Genomic DNA, 25,681 nt, shown 5'->3' with positions numbered 1-25,681 from the left:
CGTCCGTACGGACGCCGCCGTCATGCCCGCTCGCCGCAAAGGTCCAGGGCAAACCAATGCTCGGCCGCCTGCACATCCAACCCAGCCCCCAGCAGGGCGAACAACTTGCCCAGCGCCGCTTCCCGGGTCATGCCGCCGCCACTGACCAGCCCGGCATCGCGCAGGCGGCTGCCAGCGGCATAGGTATCGAACACCACCGAGCCCTCCGGACACTGGCTGATCGCCACGATCATCACCCCGCCCTGGCGCGCGTCGTGCAGGGCATCGAGCAGGGCCTGGTCGTCGGATGGGCCGGTGCCGCTGCCATAGCACTCCAGCACCAGGCCCTGCACGCCGCTGTCGAACACGGCCTGCAGCAGATCCGCCCGCAAACCGGGGACGACTGGCAGCACCGCAAGGTTCACCGGCTGGCGCGGCTGGCGATAGTCCAGCGCCGGTGGAATCGCCGGGGCGCGTTCACCGTCGCGCTGGCGGGGCAGGGCGGCAAAGGCATCGAAGGCTTCGCTACGCAGTTTCGACGTGCGGCAGCCGTGCAACAGCTGACCGTGGAAATACAGCTGCACGCCATCCTCCAGGCCACTCTCGAACAGGCGCAAGGCTCCGCACAGGTTGCTCCAGGCGTCGCTGCCCGGAGCGCCTGCCGGCAGCATGGAGCCGGTCAGCAGCACCGGTACCGGCAGGCCAAGCAGCAGGAAGGACAGGGCCGCGGCGCTGTAGGCCAGGGTGTCGGTGCCGTGCAGCACCAGCACGCCGTCATGGCCCTGGCGTTCCACCGCCTCGACGATGGCCTCGCGCATGGCCAGCCAGTTGGCCTGCTGCATGTTGGCGCTATCGATCAGCGGGTCGAGCTCGCGCAAGGCCCATGCAAGGCGCGGCGCATCGGCCTGTTGCGCCAGGTATTCGCGCATTCGCGCTTCGAAACCGCCGGCCGGTGCCAGGCCTTCGGGTGACTGCAGCATACCGATGGTGCCACCGGTATAGAGAACGAGGAGATTCTTGACTGCACGCATGGGAACCTTCCGTTGCGGTGAGCGGAGAAAGGGCAGCCGCCCGCGGACGGGGCGGCTGGGCAGGGGAGGATATCAGCGCTGCGGCTGGACTTGGCCGACGGCGTTGTCAGCGGCTGTTTCAGCCTGTGGATTGGCAGGCCAGGCGTTGCGGTCCAGGTCCAGGTCGGTGAACTTGGCCGAGTCGAATACCGGCTGGGCGATACCGGCACGGCGCTGGGCGTCGTAGTCGCGCATCACCCGCAGGCCGATCTTGAACAGCAGGGCCAGGGCGATCAGGTTGACGAACGCCAGGCAGGTCATGGTGATGTCGGCGAAGGCGAACACCGTGGACAGGTCCTGCACCGAACCCCAGATGACCAGCGCCAGCACCAGGCCACGGTAGCCCATCAGCACCGCGCGGTTGCGGCTGAGGAACAGCAGGCTGTTCTCGCCCAAGTAGTAGTTGTAGAGGATGCAGGTGAAGACGAACAGCGACAGGGCAACGCTGACGAACAGGCGGCCCCAGTCACCGACCACTGCCGCCAGGGAGTTCTGGGTCAGGACGATACCGTCGCCTTCGAAGCCTGGGGTATAGAAACCCGACAGCAGGATCAGCAGCGCGGTGCAGGTGCAGATCACGAAGGTATCGAGGAACACGCTGAACGCCTGCACCACGCCCTGGGCACCGGGGTGTTTCACGGCCGCCACGGCGGCAACGTTAGGGGCGCTGCCCAGACCCGCTTCGTTGGCGAACACACCACGCTTGACGCCCATGACGATGGCGCTGCCGAGCAGGCCGCCGAAGGCCGGGTCGAGGCCGAAGGCGCTCTTGAAGATGGTTTCCAGCATGGCCGGGACGTGCTCGATCTGGCTACCGATCACGTACAGGGTCACGCCGATGTAGGCCAAGGTCTTGACCGGCACCAGCAGGTCCGAGACCGCGGCGATGCGCTTGATGCCACCGAGGAAGACGATCGCCAGCAGCACGGCCAGGGCGATACCGGTGTGGTTCGGGGCGAAGCCGAAGGCGTTCTGCAGTGAGTGGGTGACGGTGTACGACTGCAGGCCGTTGAAGGCGAAGCCGTAGGTCACCAGCAGCAGGATGGAGAACACCACCGCCATGCTCTTGAGCTTCAGGCCGTGCAGGATGTAGTAGGCCGGGCCGCCACGGTACAGGCCATCGCCGTCGGTGCGCTTGTAGACCTGGGCCAGGGTGCATTCGAAAAAGCTGCTGGACATGCCCACCAGCGCGGTGACCCACATCCAGAACACCGCCCCCGGGCCGCCCAGGGTCACGGCGATGCCGACACCGGCGATATTGCCTGCGCCAACGCGCCCGGCGAGGCTCAGCATCAGGGCCTGGAACGAGCTCAACTGGCCGGCCTGGCCACGCAGCGACTCCTTGAAGACGCCGAACATGTGGCCGAAGTGGCGGAACTGGACGAACCGCGAACGGAGGGTGAAGTAACCGCCGAGTCCGACGATCAGCACGATGAGGAGTTTCCCCGAAAGGAAATCGTTGAGTGCTTCGAGCATTGGGAAATGACCTCGATTCTTATTCTTCGCGTGGAAAGAACAGCGGGCGCAAGGACGCGCCGCTTTCGTTGGCGCGCATGGTTGGTCATGACACCAATGGTTACAATTTCGCGGGTTGCTCTGAGTTGATGCGACTTGATGCTAGAATGGCGTCACTCGCATCAGCTGGACATCGTTTCATGGGCGATCATTTCGCTACCAACCTCAAATTGGCCTGCAGCCATTACCGCTCTATCTCGGAGGTTTGCCGGCAACTGTCGATCAACCGCGCGCAGTTCAACAAGTACCTGAGCGGTCAGAGCCGTCCGACGGCCTACAACCTCAAGCGCATCGGCGACTTTTTCGGCGTCGAGGGTTACGAGCTGGGCCTGCCGCCGGAGCAGTTCGCCCGCCTGATCGGTGTGCGCAACCTGTCCACGCAGGCGGGGCAGCACGATGACCCGATCAGCGAGCTGTTCAGGCCGTTGCACGAGCACGCCGGCAACCTGTCGCGCTATTGCGGCTATTACTTCGAGTATTCCAACTGCATGTCGGTACCCGGTTCGGTCCTGGTGTCGCTGGTGCATCTATGGGAGGAACGCGGCCGTTTCCTGTTCGAGCGCCAGGAGCGGCAGGAGCGCACCAGCGCCACCGACGTGCACGCCGAAATACGCTGCCGCTACCTGGGCGCGGCTTTCCAGCTGCAGGACCGGGTATTTCTGATCGACTACGAGTCGCTGACCCTCAACGAGATGAGCCAGACCATCCTCATCCCCAGCTTCAAGAGCCGCATCACCCGCCTCAACGGCCTCAAGACCGGCGTCTCCAGCGGCGACCGGCGCAACCCCGCCTGCACCCGTGTGGTCTGGGAGTACCTGGGCGAGGAAATCAACCGCATCAATGCCTACCGCCAGGTCCGGCTGTACCAGCCGGACGACCCGCGTATCGATGACGACGTGCGTGAGCGGCTGAGCGTGGGGCCGCTCAGCAATGGGTTGTTCGAGATCGAGTGAGTTGCAGGCAGTTATGGGTCAGAGGTGTCGCAGCCATTGGCCGATCGGGTTGCCATCGCTGAACAGCAGTCGCAGCGCCATGAGGCAACACACTGAAATCAGCAAGGGTTTGATGAGCCGTGGCCCGAAATGCAGGGCGCAGCGAGCCCCTGCTTGTGCGCCGACGATGGCGCAGGCCGCCATTGTCAATGCCAATGGCCACAGGATGGCGCCGCCAAGCATGAATACCAGGAGAGCCCCGAGGTTGCATGAGGCATTGAGCAGTTTGCTGTTGCAAACAGCCTGCAGGATGTTCTGCCCGAGCAAGAGTGTGAAGGCAACCATGAAGAATGAGCCGGTGCCAGGGCCGAATATTCCATCGTAGAAGCCCATCAGCGGTACAAGGGTAAGGGTGAAGCAAGTCATCGACAGTTTGGCTACGCGCTGACGTTCATCCAGTTTCGGGGTGAAGGCGAAGTAGACTGCAACTGCAATCAACAGCAAGGGGACGGAGGTTTCAAGTATCGCTCTGTCGAGCAGAGTTACCGAAAGTGCGCCTGCCGCACCACCTGCAAAAGACAGTGCAGCCATTGGCCGCCCTGATTTCCAATCGATCATCCGCTTGCGGGCAAAGGCGACGGTGGCCGAGACGCTAGCAGAGGACGCCTGGAATTTATTGGTGGCGATGGCCAGCACGGGGTCGAAACCCGCAATGAACAGCGCTGGAAGGGTGAGCAGCCCACCACCGCCTGCAATGGCATCGAAGAAGCCTGCAAAGAGGGCGATGGCGCCCAGCAACAGTAGCGTTGAAAGTTCTATATCCATGGGGCGCCTGCTGGAATTAGTCACGTACGAGGCCGAAAAGGGGCAGGCTTGGAAGTCACTGGGTGCATATATTGGGGGGGCTTGGTTTTCCACGAGTCGAAATGTTGAGGTGCACACGATATTCATCTAAGTATTCTTAGTTGTGTGCGTTGGTTTTTTCCTGGTGGTTTGCCGGCAAGTATTTAGGCAAGTTTTTTTGGTTTTGCGATGCAGGATCTGGCCTGTCTCGTATATAGGAAAATTCCCAATGATCGATAGGCATGAGTAAGGTCAGCGGGAGTTGTATCAAGCGCGTAAGGTTGGACTTCCCTGATCGGAACCCGCAAAATGTTCGCTTTCCTTCTATCAACCTGTTCGGATCTGCTGACTCTATGCGTATGCGCCTGATGCTGTTGGGTGGTGGCAATGCCCTCGGGCAAGCGCTGATTCGTCTCGGGGCCGAGGAGGACATCGGATTCCTGGCACCGCGTCCGCCGGAAAACGGCTGGGACCCGGCCAGCCTGACCCTGCTGCTCGACGAACAGCGCCCCGATGCGGTGGTCAACCTGGCCTATTACTTCGACTGGTTCCAGGCCGAGTCGGTCAGCGAGCAGCGCCTGGCGCAACAGGAGCGGGCGGTGGAGCGGCTGGCGGAGCTGTGCCAGCACCACCAGATCATCCTGGTGCAGCCCTCCAGCTACCGGGTGTTCGACGGCTCGCGGGCCACGGCCTACAGCGAGAAGGACGAGCCGGTGCCCCTGGGGCTGCGCGGCCAGGCGCTGTGGCGTATCGAGCAGAGCGTGCGGGCGACCTGCCCGCAGCATGTGTTGCTGCGCTTCGGCTGGGTGCTGGACGAGAGCATCGATGGCGTGCTGGGCCGCTTCCTCACCCGTGCCGAGCAACCCCAGGAATTGTTGCTGGCGGACGACCGTCGCGGTAACCCGACGCCGGTGGACGATGCCGCGCGGGTGATCCTCTCGGTGCTCAAGCAACTCGATTGCGATGCGCCCTTGTGGGGCACCTACCATTACGCCGGCAACGAGGCCACCACGCCGCTGGCGCTGGGGCAGGCTATCCTCAGCGAGGCGGCGCAATGGCACAAGCTGGCCGTGCAGGCGCCCACGCCCCAGGCCCATGCCGCGCGCCCGGATGCCAGCGAGGAGCCACAGAACGCCGTGCTGGCCTGCAAGAAGATCCTTCACACCTTCGGTATCAAGCCCCGTGCCTGGCGCGCCGGCTTGCCACCCCTACTGGACCGGTTCTACCGACATGGCTGACGCCCCCATCCTGATCACCGGCGGTGCCGGCTTCATTGGTTCGCACCTATGCGATGCGTTGCTGGACAAAGGCCATGCGGTGCGCGTGCTGGACGACTTGTCCACCGGCAAGCGCGACAACCTGCGGCTCGACCACCCTGGCCTGGAGCTGATCGAAGGCGATGTCGCCGATGCCGCACTGGTCAAGCGTGCGGCTGCCGGCTGCTGCGCCGTGGTCCACCTGGCGGCGGTCGCCTCGGTGCAGGCGTCGGTCGAAGACCCGGTGCGAACCCACCAGAGCAACTTCGTCGGTACCCTCAACGTCTGCGAGGCGATGCGCGTAAACGGCATACGCCGCGTGCTGTTCGCTTCCAGCGCGGCGGTGTACGGCAACAACGGCGAAGGCGAGTCGATCGCCGAGGACACGCCCAAGGCACCCTTGACGCCCTATGCGGTGGACAAGCTGGCCAGCGAGCAATACCTGGACTTCTACCGTCGCCAGCACGGGCTGGAGCCAGTGGTGTTCCGCTTCTTCAATATCTTCGGACCGCGCCAGGACCCGTCCTCGCCGTATTCCGGGGTGATCAGCATCTTCTGCGAACGTGCCACCAAGGGCTTGCCGATCACCGTGTTCGGCGATGGCGAGCAGACCCGCGACTTTCTCTATGTCGGTGACCTGGTACAGGTGATGGTCCAGGCCCTGGAGCAGGAGCAGGTCGAGGAGGGGGCGGTGAACATCGGCCTGAACCAGGCCACTTCGCTGAACCAGTTGCTGGCCGCCCTGGAGCAGGTGGTCGGCCACCTGCCCGCGGTCAGCTACGGCCCGCCGCGCTCGGGCGATATCCGCCATTCCCGGGCCGACAATACGCGCCTGCTGGCGCGTTTCGCGTTTGCGCAGCCGACTTCGATGGTCGAGGGGCTGGCGCGTTTGTTGGGCAAGGCCTGACGGGCACCTCATCTGCTTATTCGCAAGCAAGCCTGCCCCTGCAAGCCGCATCATGTACGGCCAACTCTGCCCCTGTGGGAGCCGGCTTGCCGGCGATGGGCTGCAACGCAGCCCCAAGATCAACGCACCGCTTGACTGACCGCATTGAGCCTATCTGCGAACCGGGCCGGACTGCCGTCATGACGTTCATCCACTATGGCGCACAGCCTGCCGATGGCAATCCTCGGGGCTTAGTATCCGACCATCCTTTGCTCGTACCACCAATGTATCGATGGGCTGCCCAGTGGCGTTGTCCACCAACTGTGAGCGCGTCTCGCCTGCCTCGAACAGGAACCGCTCACCCCATTGGCGCATGCCGATGACGATGGGGAAGACCGCGCACCCCTGCTCGGTCATGACGTATTCCTTGTAGGCACTGCCGTCCGAGGCTGGCCGTAACTCAAGCAGGCCGCTCTCCACCAGCTGCTTCAGGCGTGAGGCGAGGATGTTTTTCGCCAGCCCCAGGTTCTTCTGAAACTCACTGAAGCGCCGCAAGCCATCGAAGGCGTCACGCAGGATCATCAGCGACCAACGGTCTCCGATCACTTCAAGAGCTCGGGCCACTGGGCATTGGTTGTTTCTCTCGTCGAGCATGGGGTAACCCTTCGGATCAGTCTGGTTGCAGATTAAAACCACATTTGCTAGAAAGCTAGCTTGTGGTTTCAATTTGCAACCAGAATGCACAGGAGTGTGCCATGCCGCCCCCGCATCCCGAGTCTCTTGTTCACGATCAACCGAGCCGCTCGCTGACGTTGCTGCTCGCCACCACTTGCGCCCTGGCGGTAGCCACAGTGTATTTTGCCCAACCTTTGCTGGGGGCCATGGCGGCCAGCCTGGGAATCAGTCAGGCACACGTCGGTCTGGTGGTCGGCTCGACCCAGGCGGGCTATGCCGTTGGCCTGTTGTTGATCGTGCCGCTGGGCGACCTGTTCGATCGCAAGCGCTTGATCCTGTGCCAACTACTGCTATCGATGCTGGCCTTGCTGACGGTGGGCATGGCCTGGGATTGGGCCGTGCTGCTGGCGGCCATGGGCGTGGTCGGGTTGATGGCTGTGGTGGTGCAGGTGATGGTGGCCCATGCCGCCACCCTGGCCTCACCCACCCGCCAGGGCCAGGTGGTGGGCGCGGTCACCAGCGGTGTGGTGCTGGGCATCCTGTTGGCGCGCCTGGTTGCTGGGGGCATGGCTGACCTGGCCGGTTGGCGGAGTGTCTACCTTGGCGCGGCGGGTCTGGTCATGGTGATGGCCTTGCTGTTGTGGCGAACCCTGCCCGGCGCCCCGCCCGGAGAGCGTAGGCAGGGGTATCGGGCGTTGCTCGGTTCTCTGATCGGCCTGTACCGATACGATCGTCTCTTGCGCCAGCGGGGCCTGCTTGCGCTGCTGATCTTTGCTGCCTTCAGCGTGCTGTGGAGCACCATGGTGCTGCCCTTGAGTGCTGCGCCGCTAGCCCTGAGCCATACCCAGGTCGGCCTGTTCGGCCTGGCTGGCATCGCCGGAGCCTTGGCAGCGGCGCGTGCGGGCCGTATGGCCGATCGGGGCCTGGGAGAGCGCACCACTGGGTTGGCCTTGGCGGTGTTGACGTTGTCATGGCTGCCGAGCGCGCTGCTCGGACAATCGCTGCTGGCCCTGGCGCTGGGTGTATTGATGCTGGACTTCGCCGTGCAGGCGGTACACGTCACCAACCAGAGCCTGCTGCTGGCGGGGCGCGGCGAAATGGCTAGCCGGCTGATCGGTGCCTACATGTGCTGTTATTCGATCGGCAGTGGCCTGGGCGCGGTAGCCGCGACTTGGTTGCATGCCCGTTGGGGCTGGATGGCGGTGTGTGGCCTAGGTGCATCGATCAGCGCACTGGCCTGGGGGTACTGGCTGTACCTGCGAATCGTTGAGGGGCGGTGTGGCATGGCGGCCGGAGCCGCCATGCCGGGAGGGGATCAGAACTTGTAACCGATACCGACCATGTAGACCCACGGGTCGACATCCACGTCGACCTTGGTCTTGCCCACGCCCAGGGCGTTCGGGCCGTCGACGGTGGCCTTGGTGTCGATGTCGATGTACCAGACCGAGGCGTTGACCAGCAGGTTGTCGGTGAGCATGTAGTCCATGCCCAGTTGGCCGGCCAGGCCGACCGAGTCCTGCAGCTTCAGGTTGCTGAAGCCCTGCTGCTTGCGCGCGCTGCTGAGGTCTTCGTCGAAGAACATCGTGTAGTTGATGCCGATGCCGGCGTAGGGCTGGAACTTCGAGGTCGGTGCCATCGGGTAGTACTGCAGCGACAGGGTCGGTGGCAGGTGCTTGATGTCGGCCAGCTTGCCGTCCAGGCCTGGGCCGAGGCCCTTGACCGCCACGGTGTGGTTGAACGGGGTAGCGGCCAGCAGCTCCAGGCCGATGTGGTCGGTGAGCATGTAGGCGAAAGTCAGGCCCAACTGGGTGTCGCTGTCCAGCGTCGCCTTGGTGCCCGAGACCTTGGCGCCATCGAGCTTCAGGGCGCTGCTGTCTTCGTTCGGCGAAACGGTGGCGGCGCCGGCACGGATGATGATGTCGCCCGCCTGGTGGGCGTGGGCAACAGGGGCTGCGAGCGCCAGGGCAACGAGCGAGGCGCCGAGCAAGGACTTGTTCATGGAAGCTCCCAAAGGACAAAGGACGTGAGTAATCGAGTAGTCCAATGGTAAGGAGCCGGTCGAAACAAACTGTTGATTCAGCTCAACGAAGCCGTTTCATGAAGCGGAAGTAGTTCTCATTGCAACTCATAGGCGTAGATTTTCTCCGCCTCCATCAGGTAACCGGCGTCGGCCAGCTCGCTGCTGCTGGCCTTTACCTGCATGCGCCCTTCGATCCAGTAGGGCTGGTACAGGTCTTCGATGCGCACGCCCATCTCGCTGAAGATATGCACGATCTGGTTCGACGGTGGGGGCGGCACGTGGATGCACGCGCCGTAGTAAGGCACCAGGAGGAATTCGGTGGTGCGCCCTTCCTCGCTGACTTCCAGCGGCACGATGTAGCCGGGCAGCTTCACTTGCTGGCCATCCAGCGCCTTGACCACCGGGGCGTCGGGTGCCTGCTGGCGTGCTGCGGGGGCCGACTCGGCAGACAAGGCGTCGCTCAGTTGCGAGAGGTCATGCAGCGGCGCCAGCTGTGGCGGGATCACCGGCGCGCCTTCGGGAATCAGGGCGGGCCAGTCGAGGGTGCGCGGCTCTTGCGCCCATGTGAGGGGAGCGAAGAGCAATAGGAGCCCCAGCAGGATGGGCCGGTACTGATAAAGCAAGGCAGTTGCTCCAGGGTCAGAGGTGGATCGACAGGCCATCGGCCAGCGACTGCCGGTAGGCGCGCCAGGCCGGCACGCTGCCCATCAGCAGTGCCGCCGCGAGTATGACAGCCAACAGGGTCCACTCGTGAGCGCTTGGCCAGGCCAGTGGCAGGTACAGGCCGTAGTTGGCCTGGACATACCCCTGGGCCAGGGCGATCCCCGCGTACAGCAGGCCCAGCCCGGCGACGATGCCGGCCACCGCCAGGGCCAGGGCTTCCAGCACCAGCAGCCCGGCGATATGCCAGGGGCGGGCGCCGACCGAGCGCAGGATAGCCATTTCGCGGCGGCGTTCGTTGAGGCTGGTGAGGATTGCCGTGAGCATGCCGATCAGCCCGGTCAGCACCACGAACAGCGAGACCACGAACAGCGCCTGCTCGGCGGTGCCCATCAGGCTCCACAGCTCCTGCAGGGCTACGCCAGGGAGGATCGCCAGCAGTGGCTCGCCGCGGAACTCGTTGATCTCCCGCTGCAGGCTGAAAGTGGCGATCTTGCTGTTCAGCCCCAGCATGAAGGCGGTGATGGCGGCCGGCTGCAGGTCCATGGTGCGCGCCTGTTCGGCGCTGATGCGCCCGGCGCCACGGGCCGGCACGCCGTTGTGCCAGTCGATGTGGATGGCCTCCATCCCGGCCAGGCTGATGTGCAGGGTACGGTCCACCGGTGTACCGGTGCGCTGCAGGATGCCCACCACGGTGAAGGGTTTGTCGTCGTGCTTGACCAGGCTGATGGCCGCCACGCCGTGGGCCAGCACCAGCTTGTCGCCGAGCTTGTAGTGCAGCGCCTCGGCGACTTCGGCGCCGAGCACCACCTCGAACGGGTCCTCGGCGAACGGCCGGCCCTGGCTCAGCGCCAGGTGCTGCCGGCGGCCGAACTGGTAGTGGCTGAAATAGTCGCCGGTGGTGCCCATCACCCGGTAGCCACGATGAGAGTCGCCCAGGGAAATGGGGATCGCCCACTTCACCCGTGGGTCCTTGGCGTAGTGCTCGAAGCTGTCCCAGCGGATGTTGTTGGTGGCGTTGCCGATGCGGAACACCGAATACAGCAGCAGGTTCACCGAGCCGGAACGGGCGCCGACGATCAGGTCGGTGCCGCTGATGGTGCTGGCGAAGCTGGCGCGGGCCTCGGTGCGCACGCGCTCCACGGCCAGCAGCAGGCATACCGACAGGGCGATGGCAAACGCGGTGAGAAACGCTGTGAAGCGGCGGTTGGCCAGGCTGGCCAAGGCAAGGCGGAGCAGGTACATCAGGCCTCCCGGGGCTTGGCTGCGCGATTGAGCTCGGCCAGCGACAGATGACGGTCGAACAGTGGTGCCAGGCTCTGGTCATGGCTGACGAACAGCAGGCTGGAACCGGCTGCCCGGCATTCATCGAACAGCAGGCGGATGAACGCCTCGCGGGTATCGGCATCGAGCGCCGAAGTCGGTTCGTCGGCGATCACCAGCTCCGGCTGGCCGATCAAGGCCCGGGCCGCGGCGACCCGCTGCTGTTGGCCGATCGACAGGCTGTCGGCGCGACGGGCGAGCAGGGCCGGATCGTCCAGGCCCAGGTGGGCGAGCAGCAGGGTGGCAGCCTGGTCGATGCTGCCGTGGCGCTGGGCGGCGCGTTCGGCACGGCTGCGCGAGAAGCGGCAGGGCAGCTCAACGTTCTCCCGCACCGAAAGGAACGGCAGCAGGTTGAATTGCTGGAAGATGTAGCCGGTGTGATCGACCCGGAAGCGGTCACGGGCGCCCTGGCCCAAGGCGCCCAGGTCCTGGCCGAGCAGGCGGATGCTGCCCTGCGCGGGGCGATTCACCCCGCCGAGTAGGCCCAGCAAGGTGGTCTTGCCGCTACCGCTGGGGCCCTTGAGGAACACGGCCTGGCCCGCGTCCAGGTGGAACGCGGGGATGTCCAGGAGCGGCGCTTGGCCAGGCCAGGCGAATACCAGGCCTTGCAGGTCGATCAGCGGCTGGCTCATTCAGAACGCGACCACGGCCTTGGCCGGCGTGGCCTCCAGGCCTTTCTGGCCGTTCGGGCCGATCAGTTGCACGTTGATCTTCTGGGTCGCCGGGAAGGCCTTGAACAGTGGGGCAAGGTCGATCCGGGTGAGCTGGTCGGGGGCCGAGCAGATCAGTTGGTAATGGGCCTCGATATCGCTGTGCTGCTGTTCGTGTGCAGGGTCATGGCCGGCATGCACTGCATCGCCGAACAGCGGGCTTTCCAGCTCCTGGGCCTCCTCCTTGCACCCGGCCGCCTGGGCCAGGCCGAACAGTGCCAGGGGGTGTTCGAGTTGCTGGCGTACGGCGGCGACCTTGGCCTTGTCCGCGTCGCTGTTGGCGGCATGTTCGAAACCGACCAGGTTCATCGCCGGGCTGTCCAGCTCCAGTTCCAGGGTATTGCCGTCGAGCACGGCGTTGAGCTTGGCCACACCGTGCTCGTGGGCACCGAGGGAGCCATGGGCATGCTCATGCTCGTGGTCATGGTCGTCGTGGGCGTGGGCCGCGGCCAGGGGAAGCAGGGCGAAGGGCAGGGCAAGGAGCAGGCGGCGCATGGAAGACTCCAGGGCGAGCGGGAAATTGAGTTCGTAATGTTATAACAACTTTTCTGGCCCCCGCCAGCCTGCCTGGCGCAGGTTTCATGTTCATGGGAGCATGGCTGCATCGACCCTGGACATAAGGAAGGCAGCGTGAGAATTCGCGGACATATTGGCGACTGGCCGGTGGACCTGACTATCGAGCTGGAACCGGCGGAGTGGGCGCAACTGGGGCGTCAAGTGCAGGTGCCGGCTGTTGTCGAGGCGGCCGCCGAGGCCGTCGGTACTGCGCCTCGCCCGGATGACGGGCAGTGGTCGGCGGCGCGTGAGCTGTTGCGCCAGGTGGGGCAGATCAGCGGGCCCGAGTTGCTGGAGCGGCTGGAAGGGCTGGCCGGCAGCACGGCGGCGGGCAAGCGGTTGCTGGTGCGGTTGCGCCACAGCAGCGAGGTGAAGGTGGAAAGCGGGGTGGATGCGCCGGTATACCACTGGATCGGTTGAGAGGCATGGGGGCTGCTCTGCAGCCCCAAGAAAGCGCCGCTCCCCAGCAGCTCTGCCAAATAGACCCGTGATGCCGAACGCTCTGAGAACGGCCTGTCAGAACATTGCAGCCGACAGCTTGCGGCGGTACAGGCTCACCAGCGGATGTTCATTGCCCAGCAGTTCGAACACCTGCAGCAGTGCCTTCTGCGGCAAGCCGTTCTCGTAGCCGCGGTTACGCTGGAACAGCTTGAGCAGACCATCCAGCGCCGCCTCGTACTGCTGGCGCGCCAGTTGCTGGATGCACAGCTGGTAAGTGGCTTCGTCATCCTGCGGGTTCTGCGCCAGGCGACTTTTCAGCTCGGCGGCTTCTGGCAGGCTGGCGGCCTGGCGCAGGAAGGTCAGCTGGGCCTTGGCGCCGGCCAGGGCAGCCTTGTGCTCGTCGGTCTTGACGGCGTCGAGCACCACCTCGGCCTCGCCCAGCTCGCCCCGCTCGGCCAGGCAGCGGGCATAGAGGATCAGCGCCTCGGCGTTGCTGTTGTCTTCGCCCAGCAGCAGCTTGAGCGTGGCCTCGGCCTCGCTGAAGCGGCTTTCGGCGAACAGCGCCTTGGCTTCCTCAAGTGGCGTGGCGGTTGGCGCGGCAGGCATCTGCACATGGGGTTCGAGCATGGCGCGGATCGCCGACTCCGGCTGGGCTCCGGCGAAACCGTCGACCGGCTGGCCGTCCTTGAACAGCACTACGGTCGGCAGGCTGCGGATGCCGAACTGGGCGACGATCTGCTGTTCCACGTCGCAGTTGACCTTGGCCAGCAGCAGTTCGCCCTGGTAACCCTCGGCGATCTTCGCCAGCAGCGGCATCAGGGCCTTGCACGGTGCGCACCATTCGGCCCAGAAGTCCACCAGCACGGGTTTATGGAAGGAGTTGTCGATCACCAGTTGCTGGAAGTTGGCGTCGGTGGCATCGAAAATATACGGCGTGGGGGCTTGGCTCATCGCGACTCTCGCAAATCCTTGAATGGCGCCACTATAAAGGCTCGCGGCTGGCGTGGTACAGGCTGACCCGGCGGAATTCGTGCGGCTCGGCCAGGTCGGGAAGGGTCAGGGCCTCGAGTACGCCCAACTGGCGATACAGCGGATGGCTGAAGTCGCGCACCCGTGAATCGGCCACCAGCGCCTGGCGGCCACGGCCGAGGAAAGCGTCGAGCAGGGGCAGGTTGGCGCGGTCGTAGAGCACGTCGGCCACCAGGATCAGGTCGAAACGGTCGTCTTCGGCGAAGAAGTCGCTGCTGTAGCCGAGTTCGACTTCGTTGAGCGCGGCATTGGCCCGGCAGGCATCCAGGGCCAGCGGGTCGAGGTCGCAGGCCACCACCTCCAGGGCACCGGCCCGGGCGGCGGCGATCCCGGCGATGCCTGAGCCGGCGCCGAAGTCCAGTACCCGCTTGCCGCGCACCCACTCCGGCCGCTCGGCCAGGTAGCGCGCCAAGGCCAGGCCGCTGGCCCAGCAGAAACTCCAGTAGGGCGGCTCTTCGAGGATGCGCCGGGTTTCCTCTGGGCTGAAGGCGCGATCCATGTTCTGGGCATCGATCAGCCACAGCCGCAGGTCGCATCCGGGCAGCTCGCTGACGACCAGGCGCGCTTCGCCGATCAGGCCGCCGAGGGCCTGTTGCAGGGGCAGCGGCGCCATCTATGGCGCCTTCTGGAAGCGCAGCGGGCCGGTGGCCTGGGTGGTGGCCTGGAAGATGCGCTGCGCCGGCAAGTGCAGGATCAATTGGCCGGAGCGGCTGGCGCGGCCGCGCAGTTCGACGCGGGCCCCGGCTGGAAAGGCCTCGGGATTGAAGCGCAGGCGATAGGGCATGGGCTGGCCGGTACCGGTGAGGTTGCTGCTGGCCAGCAGGCGTTGCGGGCGGCCACGTTCGTCGATGACCAGCAGGGCCAGCTCCACTTCGGCACCGGCCGGTATCTCCAGTAAGGTGCCACTGAGTTCGCGCTGGTAGGCGGGCAGAGGGCCTGGGTCTTCGCTTTGCTTGGCCGCCTTGGCGGGCGGGGCTACCGGGGGTTGCTCGGTCTTCGGCCGGTCGCTGCCGCAGGCGGCGAGCAGGCCGGCGAAGCACAGCACGACGAGCGCTCGTTGGTGCATGGGGTAATCCTTCACGGACAGATTTCACTGGATGGTAAACCCTTTGGCTTGTCTTGCCAGTGGGATGCGCTACCATGGCCCTCCCTTTTTTTGTTGCCTGCCACCATGCACTGTCCGTTTTGCGGTGCCAACGACACCAAGGTCATCGACTCACGCCTGGTCGCCGAGGGCGAACAGGTGCGCCGTCGCCGCGAGTGCCTCGCCTGCGGCGAGCGTTTCACCACCTTCGAGACCGCCGAACTGGTCTTGCCACGCCTGATCAAGCAGGACGGCACACGGCAGCCCTTCGACGAAGAGAAACTGCGCGCCGGCATGCAGCGGGCCCTGGAGAAGCGCCCGGTGAGCGTCGAGCGCCTGGAAGCGGCGCTGGCGCACATCAAGCACAAGCTGCGTGCCACCGGCGAGCGCGAGGTCAAGTCGCTGGTGGTCGGCGAGCTGGTGATGGCCGAGCTGCGCAAGCTCGACGAAGTCGCCTACATCCGTTTCGCTTCGGTCTACCGGCGTTTCCAGGACCTCGACGAGTTCCGCGAGGAGATCGACCGCCTGGCCCGGGAGCCTGCCAAAGAGTGACCATGCCCAGCCAGACCGCCATCCTCGACGCCCACTACATGGCCCGGGCCCTGGAACTGGCCCGCAAGGGCCTGTACAGCACCCACCCGAACCCGCGCGTGGGCTGCGTGATCGTGCGTGATGGCGAAGTGGTCGGCGAGGGCTGGCACGTGCGGGCCGGCGAACCGCATGCCGAGGTCCACGCCCTGCGCCAGGCCGGCGAGCGCGCCCGTGGCGCCTGCGCCTACGTGACCCTGGAGCCCTGCAGCCACCATGGCCGTACACCGCCATGCGCCGAGGCACTGGTCAAGGCCGGGGTGGCCCGGGTGGTGGCGGCGATGCAGGACCCCAACCCGCAAGTGGCCGGCCGAGGCCTGCGGCGCCTGGCCGAGGCCGGCATCGAGGTCGGTAGCGGTGTGCTCGAGGCCGAGGCGCGAGCCCTCAACCCCGGCTTTCTCAAGCGCATGGAGCACGGCCTGCCGTTCGTGCGGGCCAAGCTCGCCATGAGCCTGGACGGTCGCACCGCCATGGCCAGCGGCGAGAGCCAGTGGATCACCGGCCCTGCCGCCCGCGCCGCCGTGCAGCGGCTGCGCGCCCGCTCCAGTGTGGTGCTGACCAGCGCCGAGAGCGTGCTGGCCGACCATGCCCGCATGACCGTACGCGGCGCCGAACTGGGGCTGGATGCCGAAACCACCGCCCTGGCTCTGTCACGCCCGCCGCTGCGCGTGCTGGTCGATGGCCGCCTGCGCCTGCCGCTGGACGCGCCGTTCTTCCAGGCCGGGCCAGCCCTGGTCGTGACCGCCGCCGGCGATGATCCACGTTATGCCGCGGCTGGCCATGAACTGCTGAGCCTGCCGGGGGCCGACGGGCGCGTCGACCTGCCGGCCCTGATGCGCGCCCTGGGCGAGCGGGGCGTCAACGAAATCCTGCTGGAGGCCGGTGCCGGCCTTGCCGGTGCCTTCGCCCGCCTGGGGCTGGTCGATGAGTTCCAGTTGTTCGTGGCCGCCACTTTCCTGGGCTCCGAAGCCCGGCCGCTGCTGGACTGGCCGCTGTCGAGCATGAGCGAGGCGCCGCGCCTGAAGATCACCGGCATGCGCGCGGTCGGCGATGACTGGCTGGTCACAGCCATCCCCCTGCCGGCGCCCGGCGTATAATGCCTGGCTTGCCACGCGCAGCCCTGTTCCCGAGGAGGACACCATGTTCACCGGCATCATCGAATCCATCGGCACCATCCGCAGCCTGACCCCCAAGGGCGGTGACGTGCGCCTCTATGTAGAGACCGGCAAGCTCGACCTGGGCGATGTCAAGCTGGGCGACAGCATCGCCGTCAACGGTGTCTGCCTGACCGCCGTGGAGTTGCCCGGCGATGGCTTTTGGGCCGATGTCAGCGTCGAGACGCTCAAGCGCACCGCCATGGTCGACCTCAAGAGCGGCAGCCGGGTCAACCTGGAAAAAGCCCTGACCCCCACCACCCGCCTGGGCGGTCACCTGGTCAGCGGCCATGTCGACGGTGTCGGCGAGATCATCTCGCGCAGCGATAACGCGCGCGCCATCCAGTTCCGCGTACGCGCGCCCAAGGAGCTGGCCAAGTACATCGCCCACAAAGGGTCGATCACCGTCGACGGCACCAGCCTGACGGTCAATGAGGTCGATGGCGCCGAGTTCGAGCTGACCATCGTCCCGCACACCCTGTCCGAAACCATCATGGCCGACTACCGCCCGGGTCGTCGGGTAAACCTTGAGGTCGACCTGCTGGCCCGTTACCTGGAGCGTCTGCTGCTGGGTGACAAGGCCGCTGAACCGAGCAAGGGCAGCGGCATCACCGAAAGTTTCCTGGCCGCCAACGGCTACCTGAAATCCTGATTGAGAAGGGGGTGCCGAGTGGCGCTCAACAGCATCGAAGAGCTGGTGGAAGACATCCGCCAGGGCAAAATGGTCATTCTCATGGACGACGAAGACCGTGAGAACGAAGGCGACATCATCATGGCCGCCGAGTGCTGCCAGGCCGAGCACATCAACTTCATGGCCAAGCACGCCCGTGGCCTGATCTGCATGCCGATGACCCGCGAGCGCTGCGAGGCGCTCCGCCTGCCGCTGATGGCGCCGCGCAACGGTTCGGGCTTCGGCACCAAGTTCACCGTGTCGATCGAGGCCGCCGAAGGCGTGACCACCGGCATCTCCGCCGCCGACCGCGCCCGCACCGTGCAGGTCGCCGCGGCCCGCGACGCCAAGGCCGACGATATCGTCAGCCCCGGCCACATCTTCCCGCTGATGGCCCAGGCCGGTGGCACCCTGGCCCGCGCCGGCCATACTGAGGCCGCCTGCGACCTGGCGCGCATGGCCGGCTTCGAGCCGAGCGGGGTGATCTGCGAAGTGATGAACGACGACGGCACCATGGCCCGTCGTCCGGAACTGGAGGCCTTCGCCGCCGAGCACGGCCTGAAGATCGGCACCATCGCCGACCTGATCCACTACCGCATGATCCACGAGCGCACCGTGCAGCGCGTCTCCGAACAGCCGCTGGACAGCGAGTTGGGCCAGTTCAACCTGGTCACCTACCGCGACTCGGTGGAAGGCGACGTGCACATGGCCCTGACCCTGGGCACCATCTGTGCCGAACAGCCGACCCTGGTGCGGGTGCACAACATGGACCCGCTGCGTGACCTGCTGATGGTCAAGCAGCCGGGGCGCTGGAGCCTGCGCGCGGCGATGAGCGCCGTGGCCGAGGCCGGCAGCGGCGTGGTGCTGCTGCTGGGCCACCCGCTGGATGGCGACGTGCTGCTGGCGCACATCCGCGAGAGCGCCGGCGATGCCCCGACCAAGGCGCCGACCACCTACAGCACCGTCGGTGCCGGCTCGCAGATCCTGCGTGACCTGGGCGTGCGCAAGATGCGCCTGATGAGCTCGCCGATGAAGTTCAACGCGATATCCGGATTCGATCTGGAAGTTGTAGAATACGTGCCCTCCGAGTGACACAGGCGCAGCCGTCGTCCTGCCGCTCGTGTCCAAACCCTCCTGCAGGCCGCGTATGCGCGGCCTCGCTCTTCAAGATGAGAACACCGGAATGACCCTGAAGACCATCGAAGGTACCTTCATCGCCCCCAAAGGTCGCTATGCTTTGGTGGTTGGCCGCTTCAACAGCTTCGTCGTCGAAAGCCTGGTGAGCGGTGCCGTTGATGCCCTGGTACGCCATGGCGTCAGCGAAAGCGACATCACCATCATCCGTGCCCCTGGCGCCTTCGAGATCCCGCTGGTTGCACAGAAAGTCGCCCAACAAGGCGAGTACTCCGCGATCGTCGCCCTGGGCGCGGTGATCCGTGGCGGTACCCCGCACTTCGAATACGTGGCGGGCGAGTGCACCAAGGGCCTGGCCCAGGTGTCCATGGAGTTCGGTGTTCCGGTGGCCTTCGGCGTCCTGACCGTCGACTCCATCGAGCAGGCCATCGAGCGCTCCGGCACCAAGGCTGGCAACAAAGGCGCCGAAGCGGCCCTGTCCGCCCTGGAAATGGTCAGCCTGCTGGCGCAGTTGGAGGCCAAGTGATTAGCGACGAAAGCGATCGTTTCAACCCGCGCGAGCCACGCGCGGCGGATGCCGGCAAGCCCTCGAAGAGCGCCAAGCGCCGCGAAGCCCGCAAGCTCGCGACCCAGGCGCTGTACCAGTGGCACATGGCCAAGCATTCGCTGAACGAGATCGAGGCTCAGTTCCGGGTCGACAACGATTTCTCCGATGTCGATGGCGCCTATTTCCGCGAGATCCTGCATGGGGTCCCGGCGATCAAGGGCGAGATCGACAAGGCCCTGGCGCCCTGCCTGGACCTGGCACTGGACGAGCTCGACCCGGTCGAGCTGGCGGTGCTGCGCCTGTCCACCTGGGAGTTCATCAAGCGTGTCGACGTACCGTATCGCGTGGTGATCAACGAAGGTGTCGAGCTGGCCAAGGTCTTCGGTGCCACCGATGGCCACAAGTTCGTCAACGGTGTGCTGGACAAGCTCGCGCCGATGCTGCGCGAAGCGGAAGTCAAGGCAGCCAGGCGCTGATCGCGGCGCCGACGGACCATGGGTGAGTTCGAGCTGATCCGCCATTACTTCGCCGCCGCGTCCTGTGCGCGGGGTGGCGAAGGCGTGGTGCTCGGTATCGGTGACGACTGCGCCCTGCTGGAGCTGCCCGCTGGCGAACAGTTGGCGGTGTCCACCGATACCCTGGTCGAGGGCGTGCATTTCCCCGCCGCCTGCGACCCGCTGTTGCTCGGCCAGCGCGCCCTGGCCGTGGCGGTCAGCGACCTGGCCGCCATGGGGGCCGACCCTATCGGCTTCACCCTCGCCCTGACCTTGCCCGAAGTCGGGGCCGACTGGCTCAGGCGCTACGCCGACGGCCTCGACCGCATGGCCCAGCGTTGTGGTGTCAGCCTGATCGGCGGCGATACCACCCGTGGCCCCTTGAGCATCACCGTGACCGTGTTCGGCAAGACGCCGGCAGGGCAGGCCCTGCGCCGCAGCGGCGCCCGGCCGGGAGACCTGCTGTGCGTCGGCGGGTGCCTGGGGAACGCGGCGGGGGCCTTGCCGCTGGTGTTGGGCGAGCGCCAGGCGCCGGCCGACATCGCCGAGCCGCTGCTCGCCCACTATTGGTCGCCCATGCCCCAGCTCGCCCTGGGCCAACTGCTGCGCGGCCGGGCCAGCGCGGCGCTGGATATCTCCGATGGGCTGCTGGCCGATGCCGGGCATATCGCCAAGGCATCCGGCGTCGCCCTGGAGCTGAGCGTCGAGCAGGTGCCCTTCTCGCCGGCCCTGGAAGCCTTCCTCGGGCGTGACGCCGCCCTGCAGGCGGCACTCACCGGTGGCGACGACTACGTGCTGGCGTTCACGCTGCCTGAAGCACAACTTTCATCCCTGCAGGAGCGCAGTGGCGTCCACGTCATCGGCCGCGTGCTCGCGGGCCAGGGCGTCACCCTGCGTGACCGGCAGGGCCGGGACATCACCCCGACACAACGGGGCTATCAACATTTTAGGGAGACACCGTGACCGACCACCCCAACCAGGTGCCCGCGGAGTTCGTTCCGCCTTCGGTCTGGCGCAACCCCTGGCACTTCATCGCCTTCGGCTTCGGCTCCGGCACCCTGCCCAAGGCCCCCGGGACCTGGGGCTCGCTGGTGGCGCTGCCGTTCATCCCGCTGTGGCAGATGTTGCCGGACTGGGGCTACTGGCTGTTGCTGGGGATCACCATGCTGTTCGGCTTCTGGCTGTGCGGCAAGGTCGCCAACGACTTGCGCGTGCACGACCATGAAGGCATTGTCTGGGACGAGATGGTCGGCATGTGGATCACCCTGTGGCTGGTGCCGGAAGGCTGGCAATGGCTGCTGGCGGGGTTCCTGATGTTCCGTTTCTTCGACATCCTCAAGCCGTGGCCGATCCGCTGGGTCGACCGGCACGTGCATGGGGGCGTCGGGATCATGCTCGACGATATCCTGGCTGGCGTCTTCGCCTGGCTGGGTATGCAGATTCTGGTGTGGGTGGTTGCCTGACGAAGGGAGCGGGTCGATGGCCATAAGGACTGTGCTGCTGGCGATGTTGCTGTTGCTTGCCCCTGGGCTGCAGGCGGCCGAGGGCGAGGGCGTGCCGCCGCAGATCCACCTGGTCAGCGAGGAATGGCTCGACTACACCAACGCCGATGGTACAGGGCTGGCCTGGGACGTGCTGCGCAAGGTGTTCGAACCAGCCGGGGTGCAGGTCGTGACCCAGAGCGCGCCCTACAGCCGGGCGGTGGGGTTGGTCAGGCGCGGCGAGGCCGATGCCTGGGTGGGCTCCTACAAGGAGGAGAACGCCGACAACCTCTACCCGCGCTGGCACTTCGACATGGACCATATCTATGCCCTGGGCCTGGTCGGCAAGCCCGAGCCGACGCTCGAGACCATCGGCCAGTACCGGCTGGCCTGGGTGCGCGGCTACGAGTTCCAGCACTACCTGCCCAACGTTAAGCATTTTCGCGAGATCCAGCGGCGTGAAGGCATCCTGCCGATGCTCGAGCATGACCGTGTGGACTTCTACATCGATGCCCTGACCGAGGTCGACTATGTGCTCGACCAGGCTGCCCAGCCTGAGCGTTGGCGCCGTACCCATGTGGCCGAGTTGCCGCTGTACCTGGCCTTTGCCCGCAGCGAACAGGCCAAGGCCCTGCGCGAGCTGTTCGACCGGCGCATGGCGCAGTTGGTGCGCAGCGGTGAGCTGGAGCCGATCTTCGAGCATTGGAAGCAGCCGTATCCGTTCACGGCGGACAGCCAGCCGCACTGAGTCATGCGTACACGCCTAGCGGCTCCATTGGCCCTCAGTGAACAGCCCACGCATTCCATGCATCGAACTTTTCGATCTTAAGCCGCGATATTCAGCCTGCGCATGGGCGCTGGCCTGCTGATACAATCGGCCCACATGAAATTTCCTACTTATCAGGAGCACAACGTGCCCGTCGTCTTTGTCGCCGCCTCGAAACTCCCGACTCCCTTCGCGATCTTCACCATGCATGGCTTTCTCGACGAAGCCACTGGCCGTGAGCATGTCGTGCTCAGCCTGGGTGACATCGGCGACGGCGAGCCGGTGCTGGGGCGCCTGCATTCCGAATGCCTGACCGGCGATGCACTGTTCAGCCAGCGTTGCGACTGCGGCTCGCAGCTGGAGGCCGCGTTGCAGGCCATCGCCCGTGAAGGCCGTGGCGTGCTGCTGTATTTGCGCCAGGAAGGCCGGGGTATCGGCCTGCTGAACAAGATCCGCGCCTATGAGCTGCAGGACGGCGGTGCCGATACCGTAGAGGCCAACGAGCGCCTGGGCTTCGCCGCCGACCAGCGCGACTACGCCATGTGCCTGCCGATGCTCGAGCACCTGGGCGTGAAGTCGCTGCGGCTGATGACCAACAACCCGCGCAAGGTCAAGGCACTGACCGGCATGGGCATCAATGTCGCCGAGCGCGTGCCGCTGCACACTGGGCACAACCCGCACAACCGCCACTACCTGGCTACCAAGGCCGGCAAGCTCGGCCACATGATGGGCAACGAGCATCAGGGCGAGGTGCCCCAGGCGTGACCCGTGGCGAGGTGAAGCGGCGCCTGGCCCTGGCCTGGTGGCAATACCTGGCGGTGGGGCTATTGCCCCTGCCGGTGATGGCCTGGGCCTTCGGTGGGGGCGATGCGCTGATCCCCGTGCTGGCCATGCCGTTGTTCATCGCCGGTGCGGCGAGCATGTTCCTCAGCCTGCCGCGCTTCGGTGCCTACAAGCGCGCCTTGATAGACACCTCCAAGGCCCTGGGCTCGGCCGAAGAGCCGCAGGCCTGGATCGCCCTGGCCCAGGCTCGACGCCTGGCCATGCTGTTCGCCTGTTTCCCCGCCTGGGTGGCGGCGTTTTCGGTGCTGGTCGGCCTGGAGGCGGTACCGCAGGTCCTCCTGGCGATCTCCAGCGTGGTGTTGCTCTACCTCTACCGTATTCCCCGTCAGTTGGGCTGATGCGCATCCTTTGCTGCCTGTTGTCGCTGCTGTCCTTCGCTGCGTTGGCCGACAGTGGCCCACGGGTGGTCAGCCTGGCGCCTTCGATGACCGAGATCGTTACCGAACTGCAGGCCGACGACCTGCTGGTAGGCGTGCTCGACGGCGGCGAGCGGCCGGCAGCGCTGGCTGGCTTGCCTTCGGTGGGGCGCCACGGCCAACTCGACATGGAGCGTTTGCTCAGCCTCGAACCCGACCTGCTGTTGCTGTGGCCCGACAGTGTGGCGCCGGCCCAGCGCGACCAGCTCAAGCGCCTGGGCATCGCTACGTTCGTCGGCCAACCCCACGACCTCGACCAGCTCGTCGAGCAGATCGAGGCCATCGCCGTGCGCCTGGGGCGCAAGGCGCAAGGCCAGGCTTACGCGGCCTCCCTGCGCGAACGCCTGCGGGAGCTGCGTGAGCGCTACCACCGCGAACAGCCATTGCAGGTCTTCTACCAGGTCTGGGACAGGCCGCTTTACACCCTCGGCGGCCAGCAGATCGTCAGCGATGCCCTGCGCGTGTGCGGTGCGCGCAATGTATTCGAGGACCTGCGCCAGCCGGCGCCGCAGGTCAGCGTGGAGTCGGTGTTGCTGCGCGACCCGCAGGTGATCCTGGCCGGCGACCCGGCGCAGTTGGGCAGTTGGAAGGCCTGGCCGCGGTTGCGTGCCGTGGCCGACGGTCGCCTGCTGGTGGTGCCGGACAAGGGGCTGGAGCGGCCCAGTGGCCAGATGATCGAAGCCACGGCGCGCCTGTGTGCGCTGCTGGCGGCTAGAGCGCCGGCGTCCAGGTGACGCTCAGCAACCAGGTACGGCCTTCCTCGCGGTAGCCGTAGCTGGCGTTGTCGTAGCTGTACAGGGCGCGGCTGTAGGTTTTGTCCAGCAGGTTGTCGAGCTTCATCTCAAGCTTCAGTTCTTCGCTCGCCTTCCAGCTGCCGCGCAGGCCAAGCAGACCGTAGCCGCCGAGCGCGTTGCGATTGGCTTCGTCGTCGTAGCTGCTGCTGACGGCCTGCCAACTGGCCCCCACGCCGAACCGCTCGAACTGGCGGTCCAGGTCCAGGCTCAGGGTGCGTCGGGCCCGACGGGCGAGGGTATGGCCGGTGTCGCGGTCGCGCGGGTCGACCAGGGCCAGGCCCAGGCGGGACTGCCAGCCGGCCCACTCCTGGCTCAGGGCCATCTCCAGGCCGTTGATGCGCGCCGAGGCCACGTTACGTGGGATCGAGCCTTCGCCGAAGATGATGGCGTCACGCAGGTCGGTGCGGTACAGCGAGGTCTCCAGGCGGGTGCTGGCGCCGATGCGGCTGCGCCATTGCAACTCGTAGCTCCTGGAGCGCTCTGGGTCCAGGTTCGGGTTGCTGAACATCGGGTAGTACAGGTCGTTGAAGGTTGGTGCGCGGAAGCCTTCGCTGTACGACAACAACACATTGTTGTTGGCGTTCAACGGCACGCTGAGGCTGCCGCTCCAGGTGGTCTGGCCGCCGAACTGCTGGTTCTGGTCGCGGCGCACGCCCAACTCGGTGGAGAAGTGTTCGCCGCTGAAGCGGTGCTGGAGGAAGGCTGCGCGATTCCAGCGGCTGTCCTCGGCGAAGTCGGTGCTGCCATGCACGCGGTCTTGGTACCAGTCGGCGCCCACCAGCAGGTGGTGTTGTTCGTTCAGCGTCAGGTCGTTCTGCCAGGTCGCCTGGTCGCGGTAGGTATTGAACACGCTGCCTTCGTCGCTGAGCTTGTCGCGCTTCTTGTCGCGGTTTTCGCCATGACTCAGCTCCAGGCGCGACGTCCAGGCGTCGGTGAGCCGGGCGTCGAGGTAGGTGCCCAGGCTGCTGACGGTGAAGTCGGTGTAGGGCGCCTGCCCAAAGCTTTCGAAGGTGGTCGGGTCGAAGCGTCCGAACGGGTTGTCGTATTCGCTGCGGCCACGGCTGTCGAGCAGGTTCAGCCCCGCCTCGAAGCGCTCGCCGAAGCTGTGGCTCAGGCTCAGGTTGAACGACTTGTTGCGATAGGCGTCATGGTCACCATCGCTGGCGAAGGAGGGGCCGGTCGAGTCGATGCCGGCGGTTTCGTCCAGGCTGGCGCCGAGGTTGAAGCGGGTCTGGCCATCGCCACCGGACAGCCCCAGGCTGCGCTGGAAGGTCTGGTGGCTGCCCGCCGCCAGGCGCAGGCGTGGCTGCAGGCCGGCAGCATTGCCACGACGGGTGAAGATCTGGATGACCCCACCAATGGCATCGCTGCCATAGACCGCCGAGCGCGAGCCGCGCAGCACTTCGACCCGTTCGATCTGGTCGATGTCGAGAAACTGCAGGCCGCTGTCGCCGGAGGTGGCATTGGCGATGCGCACGCCATCGACCAGCACCAGGCTCTGGGCCGACTTGGTGCCCCGGATGAAGATGCCTGGCAGGCTGCCACGCCCGCCTGTGGGCGCGACCTGCACGCCAGGGACGCGGGTCAGCAGGTCGGTGACGCTGGACGGTTGCAGGCGGTCGATGTCGGTACGGGTGAACACCGTGTTGGCAGCGCTGGTGGCGCTGCGCGACTCCACCTGGCGGCTGGCGCTGATCAGCACGTCGGGCAGCTTGAGGGCGTCGTCGCGGTCGGGTTCGGCGGCCAGCAGGGTGCTGGGGAGGCAGAGCAGGGCGGTGGTGAGGGCTGGGATCTTCATTGGCAGTTCCATCGCATT

General features: G+C 65.9%; 30 protein-coding genes. 17 read left to right on the top strand and 13 right to left on the bottom strand.

Going from position 1 to position 25,681, the window contains the following annotated elements; genetic code table 11:
• Window positions 1-20: 20 nt before the first annotated feature.
• Window positions 21-1,010 (bottom strand): asparaginase, encoded by a 990-nt coding sequence (locus tag ACDI39_RS14160; protein ID WP_225788797.1) that lies wholly within the window; start codon window positions 1,008-1,010, stop codon window positions 21-23.
• Between the two features lie 72 nt (window positions 1,011-1,082).
• A complete protein-coding gene (locus tag ACDI39_RS14155) occupies window positions 1,083-2,525 on the bottom strand; it encodes an alanine/glycine:cation symporter family protein (protein WP_225788796.1) in 1,443 nt (480 codons plus the stop codon).
• A 179-nt stretch (window positions 2,526-2,704) separates the two neighbouring features.
• Here ACDI39_RS14155 and ACDI39_RS14150 point away from each other — a divergent pair, with 179 nt between their 5' ends.
• On the top strand, window positions 2,705-3,517 hold the full coding sequence (locus ACDI39_RS14150; protein WP_225788795.1) for a helix-turn-helix domain-containing protein: 813 nt from the start codon (window positions 2,705-2,707) through the stop codon (window positions 3,515-3,517).
• Window positions 3,518-3,535: 18 nt separating this feature from the next.
• On the opposite strand, the gene ACDI39_RS14145 is transcribed toward ACDI39_RS14150, so the two are convergent.
• A complete protein-coding gene (locus ACDI39_RS14145) occupies window positions 3,536-4,321 on the bottom strand; it encodes a TSUP family transporter (protein WP_225788794.1) in 786 nt (261 codons plus the stop codon).
• Window positions 4,322-4,692: 371 nt separating this feature from the next.
• Here ACDI39_RS14145 and ACDI39_RS14140 point away from each other — a divergent pair, with 371 nt between their 5' ends.
• Window positions 4,693-5,577, top strand: a complete 885-nt coding sequence (locus ACDI39_RS14140; RefSeq protein WP_225788793.1) for a sugar nucleotide-binding protein — start codon at window positions 4,693-4,695, stop codon at window positions 5,575-5,577.
• The gene (locus ACDI39_RS14135) at window positions 5,570-6,502 is read left to right on the top strand and encodes an NAD-dependent epimerase/dehydratase family protein (protein ID WP_225788792.1); all 933 of its coding nucleotides are present in this window, start codon (window positions 5,570-5,572) and stop codon (window positions 6,500-6,502) included. Before ACDI39_RS14140 ends, ACDI39_RS14135 begins: the two co-directional genes overlap by 8 nt.
• Window positions 6,503-6,688: 186 nt before the next feature.
• Here ACDI39_RS14135 and ACDI39_RS14130 read toward each other — a convergent pair whose 3' ends face one another.
• Window positions 6,689-7,135: a winged helix-turn-helix transcriptional regulator gene (locus ACDI39_RS14130; protein WP_225788791.1), complete on the bottom strand. Its 447-nt coding sequence runs from the start codon at window positions 7,133-7,135 to the stop codon at window positions 6,689-6,691.
• Window positions 7,136-7,236: 101 nt separating this feature from the next.
• On the opposite strand from ACDI39_RS14130, the gene ACDI39_RS14125 reads away from it, so the two are divergent.
• Window positions 7,237-8,484 carry an MFS transporter gene (locus tag ACDI39_RS14125; RefSeq protein ID WP_225788790.1) on the top strand — a complete coding sequence of 416 codons (1,248 nt, stop codon included), beginning with the start codon at window positions 7,237-7,239 and terminating at the stop codon, window positions 8,482-8,484.
• Here ACDI39_RS14125 and ACDI39_RS14120 read toward each other — a convergent pair.
• The 5 genes from ACDI39_RS14120 to ACDI39_RS14100 all read right to left on the bottom strand — a co-directional run bounded on the left by ACDI39_RS14120 (window position 8,472) and on the right by ACDI39_RS14100 (window position 12,364).
• Window positions 8,472-9,155 carry an OmpW/AlkL family protein gene (locus ACDI39_RS14120; RefSeq protein WP_225788789.1) on the bottom strand — a complete coding sequence of 228 codons (684 nt, stop codon included), beginning with the start codon at window positions 9,153-9,155 and terminating at the stop codon, window positions 8,472-8,474. The genes ACDI39_RS14125 and ACDI39_RS14120 overlap by 13 nt on opposite strands.
• Window positions 9,156-9,271: 116 nt before the next feature.
• Window positions 9,272-9,838, bottom strand: coding sequence for a DUF3299 domain-containing protein (locus ACDI39_RS14115; RefSeq protein WP_225788788.1), 567 nt, complete (start codon window positions 9,836-9,838; stop codon window positions 9,272-9,274).
• The gene (locus ACDI39_RS14110; protein WP_225788787.1) at window positions 9,816-11,081 is read right to left on the bottom strand and encodes an ABC transporter permease; all 1,266 of its coding nucleotides are present in this window, start codon (window positions 11,079-11,081) and stop codon (window positions 9,816-9,818) included. Before ACDI39_RS14110 ends, ACDI39_RS14115 begins: the two co-directional genes overlap by 23 nt.
• Complete coding sequence (locus tag ACDI39_RS14105) at window positions 11,081-11,791, bottom strand: ABC transporter ATP-binding protein (RefSeq protein ID WP_225788786.1); 711 nt, start codon at window positions 11,789-11,791, stop codon at window positions 11,081-11,083. Before ACDI39_RS14105 ends, ACDI39_RS14110 begins: the two co-directional genes overlap by 1 nt.
• Entirely contained in the window at window positions 11,792-12,364 is a 573-nt protein-coding gene (locus ACDI39_RS14100; RefSeq protein ID WP_225788785.1) for a DUF2796 domain-containing protein, read from the bottom strand.
• A 135-nt stretch (window positions 12,365-12,499) separates the two neighbouring features.
• On the opposite strand from ACDI39_RS14100, the gene ACDI39_RS14095 reads away from it, so the two are divergent.
• Complete coding sequence (locus ACDI39_RS14095; RefSeq protein ID WP_225788784.1) at window positions 12,500-12,844, top strand: hypothetical protein; 345 nt, start codon at window positions 12,500-12,502, stop codon at window positions 12,842-12,844.
• Window positions 12,845-12,940: 96 nt separating this feature from the next.
• Here the strand turns inward: ACDI39_RS14095 and trxA are convergent, their stop codons facing one another.
• Genes trxA through ACDI39_RS14080 form a run of 3 tightly spaced genes read right to left on the bottom strand, consistent with a single transcriptional unit; the run spans window position 12,941 to window position 14,960 of the window.
• Window positions 12,941-13,816, bottom strand: coding sequence for a thioredoxin (trxA, locus tag ACDI39_RS14090; RefSeq protein WP_225788783.1), 876 nt, complete (start codon window positions 13,814-13,816; stop codon window positions 12,941-12,943).
• 31 nt (window positions 13,817-13,847) lie between these two features.
• A complete protein-coding gene (locus ACDI39_RS14085; protein ID WP_225788782.1) occupies window positions 13,848-14,507 on the bottom strand; it encodes a class I SAM-dependent methyltransferase in 660 nt (219 codons plus the stop codon).
• Window positions 14,508-14,960, bottom strand: a complete 453-nt coding sequence (locus tag ACDI39_RS14080; protein ID WP_225788781.1) for a YbaY family lipoprotein — start codon at window positions 14,958-14,960, stop codon at window positions 14,508-14,510.
• Between the two features lie 105 nt (window positions 14,961-15,065).
• Between ACDI39_RS14080 and nrdR the strand changes: the two genes are divergently transcribed.
• From nrdR to ACDI39_RS14020, 12 genes are all read left to right on the top strand, one after another.
• Window positions 15,066-15,530, top strand: coding sequence for a transcriptional regulator NrdR (gene nrdR, locus ACDI39_RS14075; RefSeq protein ID WP_225788780.1), 465 nt, complete (start codon window positions 15,066-15,068; stop codon window positions 15,528-15,530).
• A 2-nt stretch (window positions 15,531-15,532) separates the two neighbouring features.
• Window positions 15,533-16,663, top strand: a complete 1,131-nt coding sequence (gene ribD / locus ACDI39_RS14070; protein WP_225788779.1) for a bifunctional diaminohydroxyphosphoribosylaminopyrimidine deaminase/5-amino-6-(5-phosphoribosylamino)uracil reductase RibD — start codon at window positions 15,533-15,535, stop codon at window positions 16,661-16,663.
• Between the two features lie 43 nt (window positions 16,664-16,706).
• On the top strand, window positions 16,707-17,372 hold the full coding sequence (locus ACDI39_RS14065; protein WP_225788778.1) for a riboflavin synthase: 666 nt from the start codon (window positions 16,707-16,709) through the stop codon (window positions 17,370-17,372).
• An 18-nt stretch (window positions 17,373-17,390) separates the two neighbouring features.
• Window positions 17,391-18,482, top strand: coding sequence for a bifunctional 3,4-dihydroxy-2-butanone-4-phosphate synthase/GTP cyclohydrolase II (gene ribBA / locus ACDI39_RS14060; RefSeq protein WP_253079904.1), 1,092 nt, complete (start codon window positions 17,391-17,393; stop codon window positions 18,480-18,482).
• A gap of 91 nt (window positions 18,483-18,573) precedes the next feature.
• Window positions 18,574-19,050 (top strand): 6,7-dimethyl-8-ribityllumazine synthase, encoded by a 477-nt coding sequence (gene ribH, locus ACDI39_RS14055; RefSeq protein ID WP_225788776.1) that lies wholly within the window; start codon window positions 18,574-18,576, stop codon window positions 19,048-19,050.
• A complete protein-coding gene (gene nusB, locus ACDI39_RS14050) occupies window positions 19,047-19,547 on the top strand; it encodes a transcription antitermination factor NusB (RefSeq protein ID WP_225788775.1) in 501 nt (166 codons plus the stop codon). Before ribH ends, nusB begins: the two co-directional genes overlap by 4 nt.
• A gap of 18 nt (window positions 19,548-19,565) precedes the next feature.
• The gene (gene thiL / locus ACDI39_RS14045; protein ID WP_253079903.1) at window positions 19,566-20,528 is read left to right on the top strand and encodes a thiamine-phosphate kinase; all 963 of its coding nucleotides are present in this window, start codon (window positions 19,566-19,568) and stop codon (window positions 20,526-20,528) included.
• Complete coding sequence (locus ACDI39_RS14040) at window positions 20,525-21,028, top strand: phosphatidylglycerophosphatase A family protein (RefSeq protein WP_225788773.1); 504 nt, start codon at window positions 20,525-20,527, stop codon at window positions 21,026-21,028. Before thiL ends, ACDI39_RS14040 begins: the two co-directional genes overlap by 4 nt.
• A gap of 16 nt (window positions 21,029-21,044) precedes the next feature.
• Window positions 21,045-21,794, top strand: a complete 750-nt coding sequence (locus ACDI39_RS14035) for a substrate-binding periplasmic protein (protein WP_225788772.1) — start codon at window positions 21,045-21,047, stop codon at window positions 21,792-21,794.
• 165 nt (window positions 21,795-21,959) lie between these two features.
• Window positions 21,960-22,577, top strand: a complete 618-nt coding sequence (ribA, locus tag ACDI39_RS14030) for a GTP cyclohydrolase II (RefSeq protein WP_225788771.1) — start codon at window positions 21,960-21,962, stop codon at window positions 22,575-22,577.
• Window positions 22,574-22,993 carry an MFS transporter gene (locus tag ACDI39_RS14025; protein WP_225788770.1) on the top strand — a complete coding sequence of 140 codons (420 nt, stop codon included), beginning with the start codon at window positions 22,574-22,576 and terminating at the stop codon, window positions 22,991-22,993. The genes ribA and ACDI39_RS14025 overlap by 4 nt, the downstream gene beginning before the upstream one ends.
• On the top strand, window positions 22,993-23,805 hold the full coding sequence (locus ACDI39_RS14020; RefSeq protein ID WP_253079902.1) for a cobalamin-binding protein: 813 nt from the start codon (window positions 22,993-22,995) through the stop codon (window positions 23,803-23,805). Before ACDI39_RS14025 ends, ACDI39_RS14020 begins: the two co-directional genes overlap by 1 nt.
• Here the strand turns inward: ACDI39_RS14020 and ACDI39_RS14015 are convergent.
• Window positions 23,783-25,675, bottom strand: coding sequence for a TonB-dependent receptor domain-containing protein (locus ACDI39_RS14015; RefSeq protein ID WP_410897081.1), 1,893 nt, complete (start codon window positions 25,673-25,675; stop codon window positions 23,783-23,785). The two genes, ACDI39_RS14020 and ACDI39_RS14015, sit on opposite strands and share 23 nt — an antisense overlap.
• Between the last annotated feature and the right edge of the window lie 6 nt (window positions 25,676-25,681).

The sequence above is a fragment of the Pseudomonas sp. Tun-23181 genome (genome assembly GCF_057415455.1).
The sequence above is the reverse complement of the archived record's forward strand: the minus strand, read 5'-3'. Positions and strand labels throughout refer to the sequence as shown.